Below are 16,441 nucleotides of genomic sequence, written 5' to 3' on the forward strand. Positions count from 1 at the left end.
GAACTATTCCCGATGATAAGGGTGATTCGCGGTAATGCTCCAGGCGCGATAAAGACTTTCAGCCATCACTACACGGACCAATGGGTGAGGAAGTGTCAATGGTGACAGAGACCAACTCTGCTCTGCGGCCGCTTTGCATGCAGGTGACAGTCCCTCTGGGCCGCCAATCAAGATGGAAACATCTCGAGCATCCAGTTTCCAACTTTCCAATTGCTCAGCCAGCTGCTCTGTGTCCCAGCGCTTACCCGGAATATCCAGTGTCACAATGCGGTTTCCTTTTGGAACCGCCGCCAGCATCGCTTCGCCTTCTTTTTGCAAGATGCGCGCAATGTCAGCATTTTTCCCGCGTTTACCTGCCGTAATTTCGATCAGCTCAAGGGGCATATCTTTTGGGAAGCGGCGACTATATTCTTTGTAGCCTTCTTCGACCCATTTCGGCATTTTGGTGCCAACCGCGATCAGTTGTAATTTCATCGGATCAGTTCCACAGCTTTTCAAGCTCGTACAACTGACGTTGGTCGTCTTGCATGACATGTAACATGACGTCACCAAGGTCTAGCACAACCCATTCGCCTTCGTTTTGTCCTTCCATACCCAATGAGCGAACGTTGGCAGCCAGTGCTTCATCAGCAACATGCTCGGCAATGGAGGAAACGTGACGTTTAGAGTTGCCGGTGCACAGCACCATAAAATCAGTGATGCTGCTTTTGTTTCTGACATCAAGAGTCACGATGTCTGCCGCTTTCATATCATCAGCTTTGTCGGCAACGAAATGTTGAAGTTGGTCCGGAAGCAATGTTTTCCCCTTAATGGTGGCTATTGGTCAGTGAGATCTCATCGAGAAAATTATAACACTGGCTGTTGCGATTAAAATACGGTGGTGTCGCGTTGATACTCAGCGAATGGGCTCAAGGTGCACAGGGTGGCCACACATATCAAGACAAAACGCGGACAGCGCAGGCCAAGGCTGGCTATCAAAGTCAGTTTTTACCATCATTTCGATGTTGGCAAGGCTGTTGACCAAGTGCATTAATCTTGACAGTGGCAGTCGGTGCAAGGCTGAGGTTAGCGGTGCTCGGCGAGCTTGCCATACGCAATAATGGTCAAATATCTTATTTATCCCCATGCCCGACGCGCCATATTCCTGCATCTTGCAAAGTTGTATTAACTCTTTTTGGATCACGCGAAGCAATATGGTGATCTCGACACCTTCCGCTTCCAATTGGCGCGTAATTCTCACGGCACGTTTGGCTTTGCCATCAATCAACGCATCGGTGAGCTGAAAGGGCGTGTAGTGATTGTTTCGTGACAGGGCGTCTTGCAAACGTGGCAAAGTGAGTGCGCCATCGGGATACAACAACTGCAGCTTCATCAGGCTTTGCGACAGAGCGAGAAGGTTCCCTTCGTGCCATTGTGCGAGCAATTGGACGGATTCATGATCTGGCTTTAAGCCAAGTGCATGACAGCGCGTTTCGACGAAGCGAGGCAATTGGCGTGCATCGGGTGTATTACATGGCACATAAAGGCCATTTTTTTGAAACAGCGTGAACCATTTCGCTGATTCTTGTTTTTTGTTAAGACGCGGGCCTTCCAGAATCAACACCAGATCTTGGTGTAGCAACGGCTCGAGTTCTTTTAATGCATTGGCTTGAGCAGTTGTCAGCGCGTTTTCAGGCAACGTCAGGACAATGACCTGGCGGCTGGAAAACAAACTCAGTGCCTGACAAGTATCGTATATGTCTTGCCAGTTGAGCTGGTTGTCGACCGTATAGCGGTGCTTTTCATCAAAACCTTGGCGCGCCGCTTCTGCAATGACACTTTGTTGGGCTTCTTGTTTAAGCAGTGGTTCATTGCCGAACAGAAGGTAAGTCTGACACAAACCTTGAGATAGGCGTTGTGTCAGTTGTTCTGGGTAGATCCTCATTCGACGTTTTCACCGTCAGTGGTGTAGCTGGACAGAGGTTTACCGCGGTTTTCCTCTTCCTTGCCGTTAAAACGCGTTTCAATAGTGAGGTCAGGGTTGGTGCTATCGACGCCCTGATAAAGCTCACGTAAGGCTTTCTCTTCGGCTTCTTTGCGCTCAAAGGCTTCGATATGCGCATTCAAACGCGCGAGTTGTCGCATGATTTGCTTTGTCGCTTCAACTCGCATCTCTTGCGCAAGCATTTCCTCCTCCACTGACTTTGCTAGTGCGGTCAATGGGTTATCAAGGTAGGTGCGGCTAAGAGACGTAGAGAATCCGTAGTTTCCTTTACCAGGCACCGTCACGGAATAGCTCACAGTGTAAGCAAATTGCTTTTCTGCAACGCGGCTATTTTGGTAAAGAGAAAGCGTACTTTCACCATAGCTCTCACCATTCAAACGTAGATTTGAGATAGTTTCAGCCGGTGGTACGAGATCAATATCGTAAAGACGAAGCTGGGATTTCATCTCACGGGTCAGTTTGCCGTATTGGTCAAAACTCGTGATAGAAAGCTTCTGAATTTCATCAGGCAGGTTGTAGCTGCCACGAAGTTGGAATCCGCAAGACGCGGTGGCCAAAGCGGCCACCACGACAAGCAGGGTTCGGAGAGAGCGAAAGATCGATGTCACCGAATTCTCCCTGTTGTTGTTGGCAAAGATGCGAACAAATTAGTTAGCAACAATGTTAACCAGTTTGCCTGGTACGTAGATCACTTTACGAACGGTTTTCCCTTCGGTGAACTTCACTACGTGCTCATCGTTTTGTGCCATGGCTTCAACGTCAGCTTTCGCTGCGTCAGCCGCAACGGTGATTTTTGCGCGAAGCTTGCCGTTCACTTGAACGATGATTAGCTTCTCGTCTTCAATCATGGCATCGCTGTCTGCGATAGGCCATTGCGCGTTGTCGACATCACTTTCACCCAGAGCAATCCACAATTCATTGCTGATGTGCGGCGTGATTGGGTAAAGCATAGAAACCACGGCTTTAAGTGCTTCATCAAGGATCGCGCGATCCGTGTCGGTTTCCTGCGGCGCTTTCGTTAGGCGGTTCATCAATTCCATCACGGCAGCAATCGCTGTGTTGAAGGTTTGACGGCGGCCAATATCATCGCTTACTTTCGCGATGGTTTTGTGTACTTCACGGCGCAGCGTTTTCTGATCGGCGGTTAACGCAGAGGCATCCAATGCAGAAACCGACCCTTTTGCGGTGTGCTCGAAGACCAGTTTCCAGATACGTTTCAGGAAGCGGTTTGCGCCTTCAACGCCAGACTCTTGCCATTCCAGCGTCATATCCGCTGGCGACGCAAACATCATGAACAAACGCACGGTATCAGCACCGTATTTGTCCACCATCTCTTGAGGGTCGATACCGTTGTTTTTCGACTTAGACATTTTGGTCATGCCTGAGTGAACAACCTCGTTGCCTTCGTTATCAACTGCCTTAGTGATGCGGCCTTTGTCATCACGCTCAACGGTCACGTCAGTTGGAGAAACCCATACTTTCGTGCCTTTTTCGTTGTTGTAGTAATAAGCATCCGCCAACACCATGCCTTGGCACAGCAGTTGTTTGTATGGCTCATCACTTTCCACCATGCCAGCATCACGCAGCAGTTTGTGGAAGAAGCGAGAATACAGAAGGTGCATACAAGCGTGTTCAATACCCCCCACATATTGGTCAACTGGCAGCCAGTAGTTGGCCGCATCTGAATCCAACATTTGGTCAGCTTTTGGTGAACAGTAACGCGCGTAATACCAAGAAGACTCCATGAAGGTGTCAAACGTATCGGTTTCACGCAGCGCAGGTTGACCGTTATAGGTGGTTTCTGCCCATGTTTTGTCTGCTTTGATAGGGCTAGTCACGCCATCCATCACTACGTCTTCTGGCAGAAGAACGGGTAGCTGATCTGCTGGGACAGGGTGTACTTGACCGTCTTCTGTGGTGACCATTGGAATTGGTGCACCCCAGTAACGTTGACGAGAAACGCCCCAGTCACGTAGACGGAAGTTGACTGTCTTGTGGCCTTTGCCTTCTGACTCAAGTTTTGCCGCAATCGCGTCAAACGCTTGCTCGAAAGCCAAACCGTCGAATTCGCCAGAGTTAAACAGAACACCTTTTTCGGTGTACGCAGCTTCTGAAATATCTAGCTCGCTGCCATCTTCTGGTTTGATAACACCGATGATTTCGATGCCATATTTGGTGGCAAATTCGTAGTCGCGCTGGTCGTGACCAGGAACCGCCATGACAGCGCCTGTGCCGTAATCCATCAGAACAAAGTTAGCCACATAGATTGGCACTTCACGGCCATTCAAAGGGTGGATAGCGGTCAAGCCCGTATCCATGCCTTTCTTCTCCATGGTCGCAAGCTCTGCTTCTGCAACCTTGGTGTTGCGGCACTCTTCGATGAATGCTGCTAGTTCTGGGTTGTTCTCTGCAGCTTTCGCGGCCAGAGGGTGACCTGCGGCGATACCCACGTAGGTGACGCCCATCAGGGTGTCAGGACGTGTGGTGTAAACTTCTAGGTCTGAATTGCCAGCAACGGTGAACGACAATTCAACACCTTCAGAGCGACCAATCCAGTTGCGCTGCATGGTTTTCACCATGTCAGGCCAGCCTTCTAGGGTGTCCAGATCGTCCAGCAGCTCTTGCGCATAAGCGGTGATTTTGATGAACCACTGTGGGATTTCTTTTTGCTCTACAGGCGTATCACAACGCCAGCAACAGCCATCTTCAACTTGTTCGTTAGCCAGTACGGTTTGGTCGTTCGGGCACCAGTTAACTGAAGACGTCTTCTTGTATACCAAGCCTTGAGTGTACAGCTTGGTGAAGAACTCTTGTTCCCAACGATAGTATTCAGGCGTACAGGTCGCGAATTCGCGATCCCAGTCATAGCCAAAGCCCAGCAGTTTTAGCTGGTTCTTCATGTATTCGATGTTTTCGTAAGTCCAAGGTGCTGGTGCAGTCTTGTTCTTCACCGCGGCGTTCTCCGCCGGCAGGCCAAATGCGTCCCAGCCGATAGGCTGCATCACATTTTTTCCTTGCAGGCGCTGATAGCGAGCAATCACATCACCGATGGTGTAGTTACGAACGTGACCCATGTGCAGGCGACCACTTGGGTATGGGAACATTGATAGGCAGTAGAACTTTTCTTTGCTAGGGTCTTCTTGAGCAACAAAAGTTTTGTTCTTGTCCCAATCGGCCTGAACCTTAGGCTCTATGTCCTGTGGACGGTATTGTTCTTGCATCGATGACATCCGGGAAATTTGTGAGATAGGTATGAAATGTACCAAAATAATCGACATAGAATAACTAAAGGTAGATGGCGCAACAACAGTTGAATGCAGAGGTGCCCAATGTCAGAGCAAAAAACGGAATATAAGTTGCTAACTCAACGAATTAGCAACGCGTTAAAGAACAGCCCTGAAGAGCTCCAACGCTGGGTTGACTTGTCTGAGCGATATTTTGCTGCTGCGGCAGACATGACCAAAGATGAACTCGCCTTGATTGAAGCATACTTCAAGCGCGATGTTCAGGCGTTCAGTGAGCGTTACAATGAGCCAGAGACAGGCGCAGATGATGGTCAGTTATTCCGCAGTTTGATTGCCAATTCTATCTGGCAGCAATTGGCCGAAATCACAGACAAGACCCAACTGGAATGGCGTGAAGTGCTGCAAGATATTCAGCATCATGGTGTGTATTCTGCCGGCGAAGTGGTTGGTTTGGGGATTCTGGTTTGCGAGAAGTGCGCGAATCAGACCGAGCATACCCATGTTGGCGTGTTGATCCCGTGCATCAAATGCGGCAACAAACAGTTTAGCCGTAAGCCATTTCCGGCGTAAATGTGGGGAAGACAGGGCTTAGGAAAAAAGGATCCTAGGAAGAGCGAAAGCTTGATTCAGGTCGTCGCCTAATCAAAAGCTCCCAGGACCCAGCTTGCGGCTTATTTTAGCGGCTCAATGTTAAATTTCTGCCCAGCGAGTGCTGCTTCCACCATTAGCCCGCCTTTGGCTTGGGTGAAAATGGCGGTGCCGTTTATGTAATAAGCCTTGGATTGCACGTTGCCTGCGCTGGCTGATGTGCCCGTGGTACCCACATGTGCCGCAGCACCTTCAGTGAGCGCCGTAGCGGAAGCTTGTGCGCCTAGTTCAAAGCTGCCCGCCATAAAACTGTCGAAAGTCTCTTTGTCTTCAAAAAACAGTATTTCGCTGAATGCTTGCCCACCAAACGTAAGCCCAATCGACACTTGAATAAGCTCGGCTTGTGCGACGGTATTATTGCCTTGAAAGACTAAGCCTTTTCCATATGCACCGCCTATCCAGAACCCGCCTTTTCCGACAGATGGAAACACGGCGTAGCCATAAGCCTTTTCGAAAAACGGCTTTACTTGATTAAAACGGTGGTAATTGGCAAGGGCTGCACGGGTGTCGGCAAATAATTCCGGATCAGGTTCGGCCGAGGCGGGTGTGATAAAAAGCGAAGAAGAAAGGATCACTGTTAGTGACAAAAGTCGTGCTAAGGCGCGCATTTGAATCTCCCTATGAAGCAAATAAAAACAAGGCTGAGACGAGATGCTCAGCCTTGTTTAAGACACAGGGGGTTAGCGAATGTTCGCTCTTATTATTGCGACTTGCTGTCAGATGATGATGTTTGACCGCGTGTTAACACAATCAGTGCAATCCCTGACATAAGAATCCACAGATAAAGCGGCCAGTCACCAAAACGGGTATAGGGCGTTTGTCCTTGTGTTGTCGGCACATCGGCGCGCAATACGATGGTTTCAAACTGCGGGATTTGTGCGATCACGTCACCTTGATAGCCAATAGCAGCAGTGAGCCCTGTATTGGTTGAACGCAGGACAGGCTTGCCATTTTCCAGCGCGCGCATTCGTGCTATTTCAAGATGCTGATGCGGGCCGATAGACGTACCAAACCAGGTATCGTTAGACAGGGTTAAAATGAAATCAGATTCGGGTGTTAGGCTTTGGCGGACTTGATCGCTAAATGCAATTTCATAGCAAATCGCAGGGGCGAGTTGATAGCCTTTTGCACTAATGTTCGGCTGCGTATAGTCACCGCGACTAAATGATGACATGGGCAGATTAAACAGTGGCGCTAACGGACGCAAAATGTCAGCAAACGGCACAAACTCACCAAATACCAGCAGATGGTGCTTACTGTAGCTTTGCTGCGCCGGATAATCGTATCCTTCCATGCCATTATCACCGAGGGTGATCACGTTGTTATAGAATTGTCCTTCTTGGTTTTGATCAAGGACGCCCGTAATAATAGCAGTGTCGTTGTTGATCGCCGCCGAATCGAGACGGGCAAGGAAGTCGGGTATATCGCGCTCCAGTGCGGGTATGGCAGCTTCTGGCCAGATAACAATATCAGCGTCCCAGTTTTGACGTGTCATGTCCTGATAGCTCAGTAACGTCGGCCAGCGCTGGCTCGGTAGCCATTTCAGCTCTTGAGGAACGTTACCTTGCACCATGGCGACATCAACGCTTTCGCCTGTTTCCTGTACCCACGGAATTTGACTGGATACCGCGGCAACAATCGCCACCACAAGTGCCGGCAATAGCGCCGAGACTTTACGAACAATGAGCGTGTGCGCAATCGATGCTGAAATAATCAGTAGCGCAAGCGTAATGCCCTGTACGCCCAGCAAAGGGGCAAAGGCAGAAAGAGGGCCATCAATTTGACTGTAACCAGGCCACAGCCAAGGGAAGCCCGTTAAGAACCAGCCGCGGAACCAATCAATTAAAAGCCAAAGCGAGGGGGCGAATAACAAATACGATAGCGCGAGTGGCAGTCGAGTGCGTCTTAGGATGAATGCAAACAGCGCAGGGTAGAGCGCTAAGAACATCACCAACAAGCCGATGAGACAAAGCCCTATCGCCGTTGGTAAGCCACCGAATTTCTCAATAACCACATACACCCAACCAACGCCGGTACCAAATTGGCCCAGACCCCAGCTAAAGCCGATTAACGCGGCGCTCTTAGGTGATTGCTGGTGGATAAGTAGGAGAAGTGCGATCAAAGAGACCAGCATGGCTGGCCAGAAGGCGTAAGGCGCGAACGCCAGAGTAGCAAGTGCACCAGAAAAAGCGGCCCCGAAGATCCGCATGAATTCTTGGGGCCGCTTTGAAGTTTCAATATTTAGCATTTGACGATTAAGCCGTTTCCTCTGCAGTCGTATCGGGGATAGTAACCTGCAATTGGATAACGCGTCGACTGTCAGCTGCGGTGACTTTGAAATGGAAGTTTTCGATGTCCACTTCTTCGCCGCGGGTTGGAAGGTGACCAAAGCTGGTCATGACCAATCCACCAATGGTGTCGATATCGTCATCATTGAACTGAGAACCAAATTTCTCGTTAAAATCTTCCAGCGTGGTCAGCGCTTTCACCGCAAAGGTGTGCTTGCTGAGCTGGCGGATTTCCTGCTCTTCTTCGTCGTCGTATTCGTCTTCAATATCGCCAACGATTTCTTCAAGAATATCTTCGATAGTCACCACGCCGGATACGCCGCCGAATTCATCGACAACAATCGCCATGTGATAGCGTTCTTCCTGAAATTCTTTCAGCAAGCGGTCAACACGTTTGCTTTCCGGCACGACAACAGCGCGGCGGATTACTTTATCAATGTCGAACGGTTCGCTGTCGGCCATCAGGTAGCGTAGCAAGTCTTTTGCTAGCAGAATGCCTTCAACATGGTCTTTGTCATCGCTGATCACCGGATAGCGCGAATGCTGGGCGTCGTTGATAACCGTGATAATCTCTTCGAGAGGTTGTGAGCGTTCGATGGTTACCATCTGCGAACGCGGAATCATGATGTCTCGAATGCGCATTTCAGAAATCTGCATGACGCCTTCGAGCATATCCCGTGTATCGTGATCGATCAGATCGTTCTGTTCTGAATCACGGAATACATCTACCAGTTCCTGACGATCTTTGGGTTCACCCTGAAAAATCTGTCCTAAACGTTCGAAGAAGGTCTTTCTACTCGGACCTTCAGAGCTTTGTGAGTTGTCTTCGTTCATTGTCTCAATATTTACAACGTTAATTTAGATAAAGTCGGCCGCGTAAGGGTTGTCGAACCCAAGCGCATTCATGATAGAAATCTCGAGAGATTCCATTTCTTCTGCTTCTTCATCATCAATATGATCATAACCTAGCAGATGGAGACTGCCGTGTACAACCATGTGTGCCCAATGGGCAAAGAGGTCTTTATTCTGTTCTTTTGCTTCTTTTTCGACTACCTGACGACAGATAATTAAGTCGCCTAGTAGGTCTAACTCTACACCAGGAGGCGCTTCAAACGGAAATGACAATACGTTTGTTGGCTTGTCTTTACCGCGATAATCACGGTTAAGAGTTTGGCTTTCAAACTCATCCACTATGCGAATGGTCACTTCTGCTTGTTCGCAAAAAGATTTTACTGCTTGTTCAAACCAGTGTTGAAACTGCTCTTCACTTGGCAGGTTTTCGGTGTTTTGTGTCGCGATTTGAAGATCGACAAAATACTGCATGTTACGGTTGGTTCTCTTCTGATTGCGGCGTCGAGAATGTGGCTTCGCGTTCTTGACGGCGACGTTCTTCTGCGTGTTTTCGAGCTTTGGCGTCTTCTGCTTCCCATGCTTCATAAGCAAGGACAATGCGTGCAACCACAGGATGGCGCACAACATCGTCTGCTTGGAAGAAGTTGAAGCTGATTTCATTGACATCCGCTAACACTTCAATGGCATGACGCAGGCCAGATTTTGCATTGCGCGGTAAATCTATTTGCGTGACATCACCGGTTATCACCGCGCGGCTGTTAAAGCCAATACGGGTCAGGAACATTTTCATTTGCTCAACGGTGGTGTTTTGGCTTTCATCAAGAATAATGAAGGCATCATTCAGTGTGCGACCACGCATGTAAGCAAGCGGCGCGACTTCAATCACGTTACGTTCGATCAGCTTTTCGACACGCTCGAAACCCAGCATTTCAAAAAGGGCATCGTAAAGTGGGCGTAAGTAAGGGTCGACTTTTTGGCTAAGATCGCCGGGTAAGAAACCCAGTTTCTCACCCGCTTCTACTGCGGGACGCGTCAGCAGAATTCGGCGAATTTCTTGGCGCTCAAGTGCATCAACAGCAGCAGCAACAGCGAGGTAAGTTTTACCTGTACCTGCAGGCCCGACACCAAACGTAATATCATGCGTCACCATATTGGTGATGTACTGCGCCTGATTGGGTGTACGTGGCTTGATCACGCCTTTCTTGGTTTTGATGTTGATCTCTTTCCCGTAGGGGATAGAAGATTCTACCTGCTGCTCAAGTACACCGCTTTCTTTGATGGCGAGGTGAACTTGCTCTGGTTCCAAATCGGGAAAGCGATTCTTAACAGGGGCAGTTTCTACATAAAGCGTTTTGAGAATTTCGATTGCCGCAGTGGCAGTGTGTGGCTTACCCACAACGGAGAAGTGATGGCTGCGGTGGTTGATTTCCACTCCCAAACGGCGTTCGAGTTGCTTGATATTGTCATCGAAAGGGCCGCATAGGCTGGCTAGGCGTGAGTTATCAGCTGGTTCCAGTGATACTTCTAAGGTAATTATCTTGTTCAATACTGTCCTCGCAAACCTGTCCTCACAAACATCACCGGTGCCTGAATAGCACACCGGTAACCATTGATTCTCCCCGTCGAAACGGGGCTTGGCACGGCGATGTGATTCCGTACTATTACGGAGTATACACGCCTACGCCTAGATCATCTTCTTTGCGTGTTTTTGCAATCATCTCGGCTGGAGATATTGCGATACGCAGGTTCATTTCCTTCTCAGTACGAACCAGTTCGCCGCGCAATGAGTTTGCATGCACGTCGGTGATTTTCACGTCAACGAATTGACCAATCAAATCCATCGATCCCGCGAAGTTAACCACACGATTATTCTCTGTACGGCCGCGCAGTTCCATCAGGTTTTTGCGAGATGGCCCTTCAACAAGAATACGTTGTTCTGTCTCTAGCATCTGACGCGCAAAGATCATGGTCTGCGCAGTGATTTGCTGTTGAAGTTCAGACAAACGGTCTTTCTTCACTTGCTCTGGGGTGTCATCCGGCATGTCTGCCGCCGGTGTCCCCGGGCGTGGTGAGTAGACAAAACTAAAGCTCATATCGAAATTGATGTCACGGATCAACTTCATCGTGGCTTGGAAGTCAGCCTCTGTTTCGCCAGGGAAGCCAATAATAAAATCAGAGCTCATGGCGATATCAGGACGCACTTCGCGCAGCTTGCGGATTTTTGACTTGTATTCAATCGCCGTGTGCGGGCGTTTCATCATCGTCAAAATACGATCTGAACCACTTTGAACAGGCAAGTGTAGGTGGCTAACAAGCTCTGGCGTGTCGCGATACACTTCGATGATGTCGTCAGTGAATTCTATCGGGTGGCTGGTGGTGTAACGAATGCGGTCGATACCATCTAGCGCAGCCACATAGCGCAGCAGTTCTGCAAACGTGCAAATATCACCATCGTGCATTTCGCCGCGGTATGCGTTGACGTTTTGACCCAACAGGTTAACTTCACGCACGCCTTGCTCTGCCAGTTGTGCGATCTCGTACAGTACGTCATCCATTGGACGGCTGACTTCTTCACCGCGTGTGTATGGCACAACGCAGAACGTACAGTACTTTGAGCAGCCTTCCATAATCGAAACAAAGGCTGTTGCACCTTCAGCTCGTGGCTCTGGCAAGTTATCGAATTTCTCGATCTCTGGGAAAGAAATATCCATGACAGGACCGTGGTCTTCACGAGACTGTTTGATCATCTGTGGTAAACGGTGCAACGTTTGCGGACCGAAAATTACGTCAACATAAGGAGCGCGTTCACGAATGTGGTCGCCTTCTTGGGTTGCCACGCAGCCGCCTACGCCAATCACGAGATCGGGCTTCTGATCTTTCAAGTTTTTCCAGCGTCCTAGCTGGTGGAACACTTTTTCCTGGGCTTTTTCGCGAATAGAGCACGTGTTGAGAAGCAGTACATCGGCTTCTTCAGGTACTTCGGTTAGCTCGTAGCCGCCAGCCGCATTAAGAAGATCCGCCATTTTAGATGAATCGTATTCGTTCATCTGGCAGCCCCAGGTTTTGATCAAAAGTTTTTTAGCCATGTAACTTATTGCTCATAGTAATGTTTTACGTGTTTCGGCTGAAAGGTGATGTGTGGTAACGCTGTGTTATAACTGCAACCTCAGCCGAAAAGCATTGTCCAGTTGTTGCCAAACCGTGAGAATTTCAACGAGGTTTGGACATTGGGGGCGTATTGTACTGCTTTAGCCAAACTGTGACCAGATCACCTTCTCCCCAATTTTTTGCAGGATTTATGTGGTGCAGAGGTCAGAGGGAGTCGCAATTGGTGGCGTGAAGGGTAAAATGCCCTCAGGACTTAAAGAGATTGTGTTATGAAACAATTCGATATTATCGTCGTCGGTGGCGGTATGGTGGGGGCGGCGACAGCGCTTGGTCTTGCCAGACAAGGAAAACGCGTGGCAATGGTGGAGCGTATTGCGCCACAGGCTTTTTCGCCAGAGCAGCCAATGGACTTACGTGTGTCGGCTATTTCGCCAGCATCTGTATCACTGCTTACTTCGCTCAAGGTATGGGATTCGGTGCTCAAAATGCGCCTGTGTCCGTATCGTCGCCTTGAAACCTGGGAGCATCCTGAGTGCCGTATCCGCTTTGATGCGCAAAGTATGGATTTGTCTGAACTAGGGTTTATCGTTGAAAATCGTGTGCTTCAACTGGCGCTTTGGAAGGCCTGTGAAGCGCAAGAAAATCTGGATTTGCTGTGTCCTGCCAATATTGTTGCCATGCAGCCTGATGGTGATGGACACCGCGTAGAATTGGAAAGCGGCGAGGTGCTTCATGGGCGCTGGTTAGTTGGCGCTGATGGTGCGAATTCCCGCGTTCGAGATTATGCCAACATTGGTGTGACTGCTTGGGATTATCGCCAACACTGTATGTTGATTAATGTGAAAACCGAATTGCCTCAGCAAGATGTCACATGGCAATGGTTTACGCCGGATGGACCGCGCTCATTCCTGCCTCTTACTGGTCATCAAGGTTCGTTGGTGTGGTATGACTCACCCTCACGCATTAAACAACTTGGTGCTATGACACCTGCAGCGCTGAAACAAGAAATCTTGAGCCACTTCCCTAAAGAGCTAGGTGATATTGAGGTGCTTCAACACGGTGCGTTTCCGCTTACCAGACGCCATGCGCAGTCTTATTATCGCAATAATGTGGTGGTGCTCGGTGATGCTGCGCATACCATCAACCCACTGGCGGGTCAGGGTGTTAATCTCGGATTTAAAGACGTGGACGCGTTATTGGATGTGGCTGCTGATGCTGGCGTGGAATGGCTCAATGACTCAGTGCTGGCAGCCTACGAGCGTAAACGTAAACCCGATAACCTCATCATGCAGGCGGGCATGGATCTCTTCTATGCTGGATTTAGCAATGAAATTGCGCCGCTGAAATTGCTACGCAATGTTGGACTAAAGCTGGCGGAGAAAAGCGGCCCAATAAAGAAGCAGGTTTTGAAATACGCAATGGGGCTTTGAGCCCCATTTTTGTTTTCGAATATACTTTCAATGTTTGGTTAAGTTAAGTCCCGCAGAAGGTTCTAAGCACGCGCTCGTTAGGTGCCGGCGCGGCTTGTAAATCTTGGTTTTCTTCACTCACGGTATACGGTGTTTTCAACGCCTCATTCAAACGATGGAATAGAGCAAAATCGTCACGCTCTGTCGCATCTTGAATCGCCTGCTCTACCTGATGATTTCTTGCGACAAGCGTGGGATTCGCCGTTCGCATCGCACTCACTGTCTCGGTTGAGTGTTCCCTAATTTCCTGCCAACTGCTCAACCACTGCTCGCCTTTTTCTTGGTTGGAGAACAAAGCCAGAACGTCACTGTTAGGCGAACCCTGTGCTACGCGTGTAAGCGCATCAAAAAATTGAGTAAAGTCCATACCCTCAGCGGCAACCACCGGCAGTGCATGGTTAACAAAGTCTTCCGCATCTGGTGTTGATACCGTTACGCCTAATTTTCGTTTGAGCCCTTGCTCAAAGGCGTGCTGGAATGTGTTGATGTAGGTGGTCAGTGGTGCTTGCACCTTCTCTACGGCTTTGTCCGAATCGCTGTCTAACAGTGGCAAGAAAGTTTCAGCGAGACGCTGTAAATTCCAATAGCCAATATTGGCCTGTTGGTCCCAAGCATAACGACTCTCACGGTCGATAGAACTAAACACTTTGTTTGTTTTGAATTCATCCATAAATGCGCATGGACCAAAATCGATGGTTTCACCCACCAGTGACATATTGTCTGTGTTCATCACACCATGAATGAAGCCGACTAACATCCACTGTGCAATAAGGTTTGCCTGACGCACACAAATCGCTTCAAACAACGCGAGGTATTTATCGTCACTTTCAGCAATATCGGAAAAATGATGCTCAATAAGAAAGTCCGCCAGTGCTTTTACGCCGCTCTCACCCAGTTTGGCATAAGCATACTGGAAAGAGCCGACGCGAATATGGCTGGTTGCGGTGCGTACTTGAATGGCACCAGGCACCATTTGGTAGTCGCGCATCACTTGATCGCCCGTTGATATCATGGCCAATGTTCGTGTAGTGGGGATGCCTAACCCAGCCATGGCTTCGCTGATGAGGTACTCTCGGATCACTGCGCCTCGCGTGGCACGACCATCACCACCTCGGGAATAGGGTGTGCGTCCCGAGCCTTTGAGTTGTACATCGATTAATTGGCCGTTAGCGTCTTTAAACTGCCCCAGCATATGAGCCCGTCCATCACCTAACTGCGGAGAGTAGTGACCAAACTGATGACCGGCATAGCCCATAGCAATAGGATGCTGCTCGGCATAGTCATGATTACCGGCAAGAAAGTTAATGCCCTCTGCGCTTTCAAACCATGATGAGGTGAGGCCGTATTGTGAAAGCAGATCGTGATTGAGAGCGAGTAGCGAAGGCTGCTCGACGCGCACCGGCGGGACGTCGCTGTACACATCATCAGGAAGAGCGTGATACACCTGATGTTGAATAGGATTGCTGAGGTTGTCATTTTTGTTCATGTTTTACTGCGCCCCTGTCGTACAAACTGTTTGATACGCGATCGAAAGCGATCCGATCAGCACATGATCACCATAAGCCTACAGGGATTCAATACCAATTCAACCATACAGACGCCAAGGAAAATGTTACGGGTACAGGCAGAAATAAAGAGGGGGAAGGAGTACAAAAAGAAGGAAATCAGAAACAAAAAAAGCTCGCTGAGAGCGAGCTTTTCAATGTTGTGGCTGGGATACCTGGATTCGAACCAGGGAATGGCGGCATCAAAAGCCGCTGCCTTACCGCTTGGCGATATCCCAACAGAGTTCACGCAATGAAGCATGAGTCTTAAAGTATGGTGCGGAAGGAGAGACTTGAACTCTCACACCTTGCGGCGCCAGAACCTAAATCTGGTGCGTCTACCAATTTCGCCACTTCCGCATTTTTGATCAGTTTTCTATCTTGTCTGACCGTCTCTACTATGCATTAAAGCACAAATAAAGAACAAGAGGATTGGTGCGGAAGGAGAGACTTGAACTCTCACACCTCGCGGCGCCAGAACCTAAATCTGGTGCGTCTACCAATTTCGCCACTTCCGCAATCCTAGTCGTTTCAGTTTTTTAGTCTTGTCTGAAACCTTCTATTCAACGTTAAACGTTGAGAGAAACAAGATATATGGTGCGGAAGGAGAGACTTGAACTCTCACACCTTGCGGCGCCAGAACCTAAATCTGGTGCGTCTACCAATTTCGCCACTTCCGCAAATTTTTCAGACTAAAGCTAATGCTTTTGAACACGTGACAGTGTCAGTCTGTTTTGAAAGCCCAAGGCCTTCGAATAAATGGTGGCTACGACGGGATTCGAACCTGTGACCCCATCATTATGAGTGATGTGCTCTAACCAACTGAGCTACGTAGCCAACCTGAAAAATGGCTGGGATACCTGGATTCGAACCAGGGAATGGCGGCATCAAAAGCCGCTGCCTTACCGCTTGGCGATATCCCAACAGTCATCACGCTCTAGAGCATGACCTTTTCAATTCTTTTGCTCTTCACAAGAGCAATGGTGCGGAAGGAGAGACTTGAACTCTCACACCTTGCGGCGCCAGAACCTAAATCTGGTGCGTCTACCAATTTCGCCACTTCCGCTTTGTATTGCTTGGCACTGAAAAAAGAATGGTGGCTACAACGGGATTCGAACCTGTGACCCCATCATTATGAGTGATGTGCTCTAACCAACTGAGCTACGTAGCCATCTTATTTTCGTCAGGGTCTCCCCTGAGTGCGGGGCGCATTATGCGAAGAAGCTAAGACCCCGTCAACCTTTTTCCCGCGGTTTTTTCAGTGATTTGGTGTCTTCGCTTGGATTTTGAGCAGGGAGGACCG

General features: G+C 49.2%; 14 protein-coding genes and 8 tRNA genes. 2 read left to right on the plus strand and 20 right to left on the minus strand.

The window, feature by feature from the left end; genetic code table 11:
• Window positions 1–3: 3 nt before the first annotated feature.
• The 5 genes from rlmH to leuS all read right to left on the minus strand — a co-directional run bounded on the left by rlmH (window position 4) and on the right by leuS (window position 5,205).
• Window positions 4–474 (minus strand): 23S rRNA (pseudouridine(1915)-N(3))-methyltransferase RlmH, encoded by a 471-nt coding sequence (gene rlmH / locus AC3CIC_RS03650; protein WP_016959674.1) that lies wholly within the window; start codon window positions 472–474, stop codon window positions 4–6.
• 4 nt (window positions 475–478) lie between these two features.
• On the minus strand, window positions 479–796 hold the full coding sequence (rsfS, locus tag AC3CIC_RS03655) for a ribosome silencing factor (RefSeq protein ID WP_016959673.1): 318 nt from the start codon (window positions 794–796) through the stop codon (window positions 479–481).
• Between the two features lie 99 nt (window positions 797–895).
• Window positions 896–1,924: a DNA polymerase III subunit delta gene (holA, locus tag AC3CIC_RS03660; RefSeq protein WP_488515376.1), complete on the minus strand. Its 1,029-nt coding sequence runs from the start codon at window positions 1,922–1,924 to the stop codon at window positions 896–898.
• Window positions 1,921–2,592, minus strand: a complete 672-nt coding sequence (locus tag AC3CIC_RS03665; RefSeq protein WP_016959671.1) for an LPS-assembly lipoprotein LptE — start codon at window positions 2,590–2,592, stop codon at window positions 1,921–1,923. Before AC3CIC_RS03665 ends, holA begins: the two co-directional genes overlap by 4 nt.
• A 39-nt stretch (window positions 2,593–2,631) precedes the next feature.
• Window positions 2,632–5,205, minus strand: coding sequence for a leucine--tRNA ligase (gene leuS / locus AC3CIC_RS03670; RefSeq protein WP_488515377.1), 2,574 nt, complete (start codon window positions 5,203–5,205; stop codon window positions 2,632–2,634).
• A 108-nt stretch (window positions 5,206–5,313) separates the two neighbouring features.
• On the opposite strand from leuS, the gene AC3CIC_RS03675 reads away from it, so the two are divergent.
• A complete protein-coding gene (locus AC3CIC_RS03675) occupies window positions 5,314–5,799 on the plus strand; it encodes a zinc ribbon-containing protein (RefSeq protein WP_488515378.1) in 486 nt (161 codons plus the stop codon).
• A gap of 101 nt (window positions 5,800–5,900) precedes the next feature.
• Here the strand turns inward: AC3CIC_RS03675 and AC3CIC_RS03680 are convergent, their stop codons facing one another.
• From AC3CIC_RS03680 to miaB, 6 genes are all read right to left on the minus strand, one after another.
• On the minus strand, window positions 5,901–6,485 hold the full coding sequence (locus AC3CIC_RS03680) for a lipid-binding SYLF domain-containing protein (RefSeq protein WP_016959668.1): 585 nt from the start codon (window positions 6,483–6,485) through the stop codon (window positions 5,901–5,903).
• A 92-nt stretch (window positions 6,486–6,577) separates the two neighbouring features.
• A complete protein-coding gene (gene lnt / locus AC3CIC_RS03685; RefSeq protein WP_488515379.1) occupies window positions 6,578–8,125 on the minus strand; it encodes an apolipoprotein N-acyltransferase in 1,548 nt (515 codons plus the stop codon).
• Between the two features lie 7 nt (window positions 8,126–8,132).
• Complete coding sequence (gene corC, locus AC3CIC_RS03690; RefSeq protein WP_016959666.1) at window positions 8,133–8,999, minus strand: CNNM family magnesium/cobalt transport protein CorC; 867 nt, start codon at window positions 8,997–8,999, stop codon at window positions 8,133–8,135.
• Window positions 9,000–9,023: 24 nt separating this feature from the next.
• Window positions 9,024–9,488: an rRNA maturation RNase YbeY gene (gene ybeY / locus AC3CIC_RS03695; protein WP_394210850.1), complete on the minus strand. Its 465-nt coding sequence runs from the start codon at window positions 9,486–9,488 to the stop codon at window positions 9,024–9,026.
• Window position 9,489: 1 nt separating this feature from the next.
• Window positions 9,490–10,563 (minus strand): PhoH family protein, encoded by a 1,074-nt coding sequence (locus AC3CIC_RS03700; RefSeq protein WP_488515380.1) that lies wholly within the window; start codon window positions 10,561–10,563, stop codon window positions 9,490–9,492.
• 115 nt (window positions 10,564–10,678) lie between these two features.
• Window positions 10,679–12,103, minus strand: coding sequence for a tRNA (N6-isopentenyl adenosine(37)-C2)-methylthiotransferase MiaB (gene miaB / locus AC3CIC_RS03705; protein WP_016959663.1), 1,425 nt, complete (start codon window positions 12,101–12,103; stop codon window positions 10,679–10,681).
• A gap of 291 nt (window positions 12,104–12,394) precedes the next feature.
• Here miaB and AC3CIC_RS03710 point away from each other — a divergent pair, with 291 nt between their 5' ends.
• Window positions 12,395–13,555: a 2-octaprenyl-3-methyl-6-methoxy-1,4-benzoquinol hydroxylase gene (locus AC3CIC_RS03710; RefSeq protein ID WP_488515381.1), complete on the plus strand. Its 1,161-nt coding sequence runs from the start codon at window positions 12,395–12,397 to the stop codon at window positions 13,553–13,555.
• A 43-nt stretch (window positions 13,556–13,598) separates the two neighbouring features.
• Here AC3CIC_RS03710 and AC3CIC_RS03715 read toward each other — a convergent pair whose 3' ends face one another.
• From AC3CIC_RS03715 to AC3CIC_RS03755, 9 genes are all read right to left on the minus strand, one after another.
• Entirely contained in the window at window positions 13,599–15,080 is a 1,482-nt protein-coding gene (locus tag AC3CIC_RS03715) for a protein adenylyltransferase SelO (protein ID WP_488515382.1), read from the minus strand.
• Window positions 15,081–15,302: 222 nt separating this feature from the next.
• Window positions 15,303–15,377, minus strand: a tRNA-Gln gene (locus AC3CIC_RS03720).
• 36 nt (window positions 15,378–15,413) lie between these two features.
• A tRNA-Leu gene (locus AC3CIC_RS03725) sits at window positions 15,414–15,498 on the minus strand.
• 73 nt (window positions 15,499–15,571) lie between these two features.
• Window positions 15,572–15,656: transfer RNA gene (locus AC3CIC_RS03730), tRNA-Leu, on the minus strand.
• A 77-nt stretch (window positions 15,657–15,733) separates the two neighbouring features.
• Window positions 15,734–15,818 (minus strand) — tRNA-Leu (locus tag AC3CIC_RS03735).
• 80 nt (window positions 15,819–15,898) lie between these two features.
• A tRNA-Met gene (locus AC3CIC_RS03740) sits at window positions 15,899–15,975 on the minus strand.
• An 11-nt stretch (window positions 15,976–15,986) separates the two neighbouring features.
• Window positions 15,987–16,061 (minus strand) — tRNA-Gln (locus tag AC3CIC_RS03745).
• A 58-nt stretch (window positions 16,062–16,119) separates the two neighbouring features.
• Window positions 16,120–16,204, minus strand: a tRNA-Leu gene (locus tag AC3CIC_RS03750).
• 28 nt (window positions 16,205–16,232) lie between these two features.
• A tRNA-Met gene (locus tag AC3CIC_RS03755) sits at window positions 16,233–16,309 on the minus strand.
• Window positions 16,310–16,441: the final 132 nt, after the last annotated feature.

The organism is Enterovibrio sp. QJM3NY_24 (assembly GCF_057786035.1).

Coding starts and splice junctions, on each gene's coding strand:
- leuS (WP_488515377.1), bottom strand. CDS start 5,205: ATGCAAGAACAATACCGTCCACAGGACATAGAGCCTAAGGTTCAGGCC.
- corC (WP_016959666.1), bottom strand. CDS start 8,999: ATGAACGAAGACAACTCACAAAGCTCTGAAGGTCCGAGTAGAAAGACC.
- miaB (WP_016959663.1), bottom strand. CDS start 12,103: ATGGCTAAAAAACTTTTGATCAAAACCTGGGGCTGCCAGATGAACGAA.
- AC3CIC_RS03710 (WP_488515381.1), top strand. CDS start 12,395: ATGAAACAATTCGATATTATCGTCGTCGGTGGCGGTATGGTGGGGGCG.
- rlmH (WP_016959674.1), bottom strand. CDS start 474: ATGAAATTACAACTGATCGCGGTTGGCACCAAAATGCCGAAATGGGTC.
- holA (WP_488515376.1), bottom strand. CDS start 1,924: ATGAGGATCTACCCAGAACAACTGACACAACGCCTATCTCAAGGTTTG.
- AC3CIC_RS03680 (WP_016959668.1), bottom strand. CDS start 6,485: ATGCGCGCCTTAGCACGACTTTTGTCACTAACAGTGATCCTTTCTTCT.
- AC3CIC_RS03715 (WP_488515382.1), bottom strand. CDS start 15,080: ATGAACAAAAATGACAACCTCAGCAATCCTATTCAACATCAGGTGTAT.
- lnt (WP_488515379.1), bottom strand. CDS start 8,125: ATGCTAAATATTGAAACTTCAAAGCGGCCCCAAGAATTCATGCGGATC.
- ybeY (WP_394210850.1), bottom strand. CDS start 9,488: ATGCAGTATTTTGTCGATCTTCAAATCGCGACACAAAACACCGAAAAC.
- AC3CIC_RS03675 (WP_488515378.1), top strand. CDS start 5,314: ATGTCAGAGCAAAAAACGGAATATAAGTTGCTAACTCAACGAATTAGC.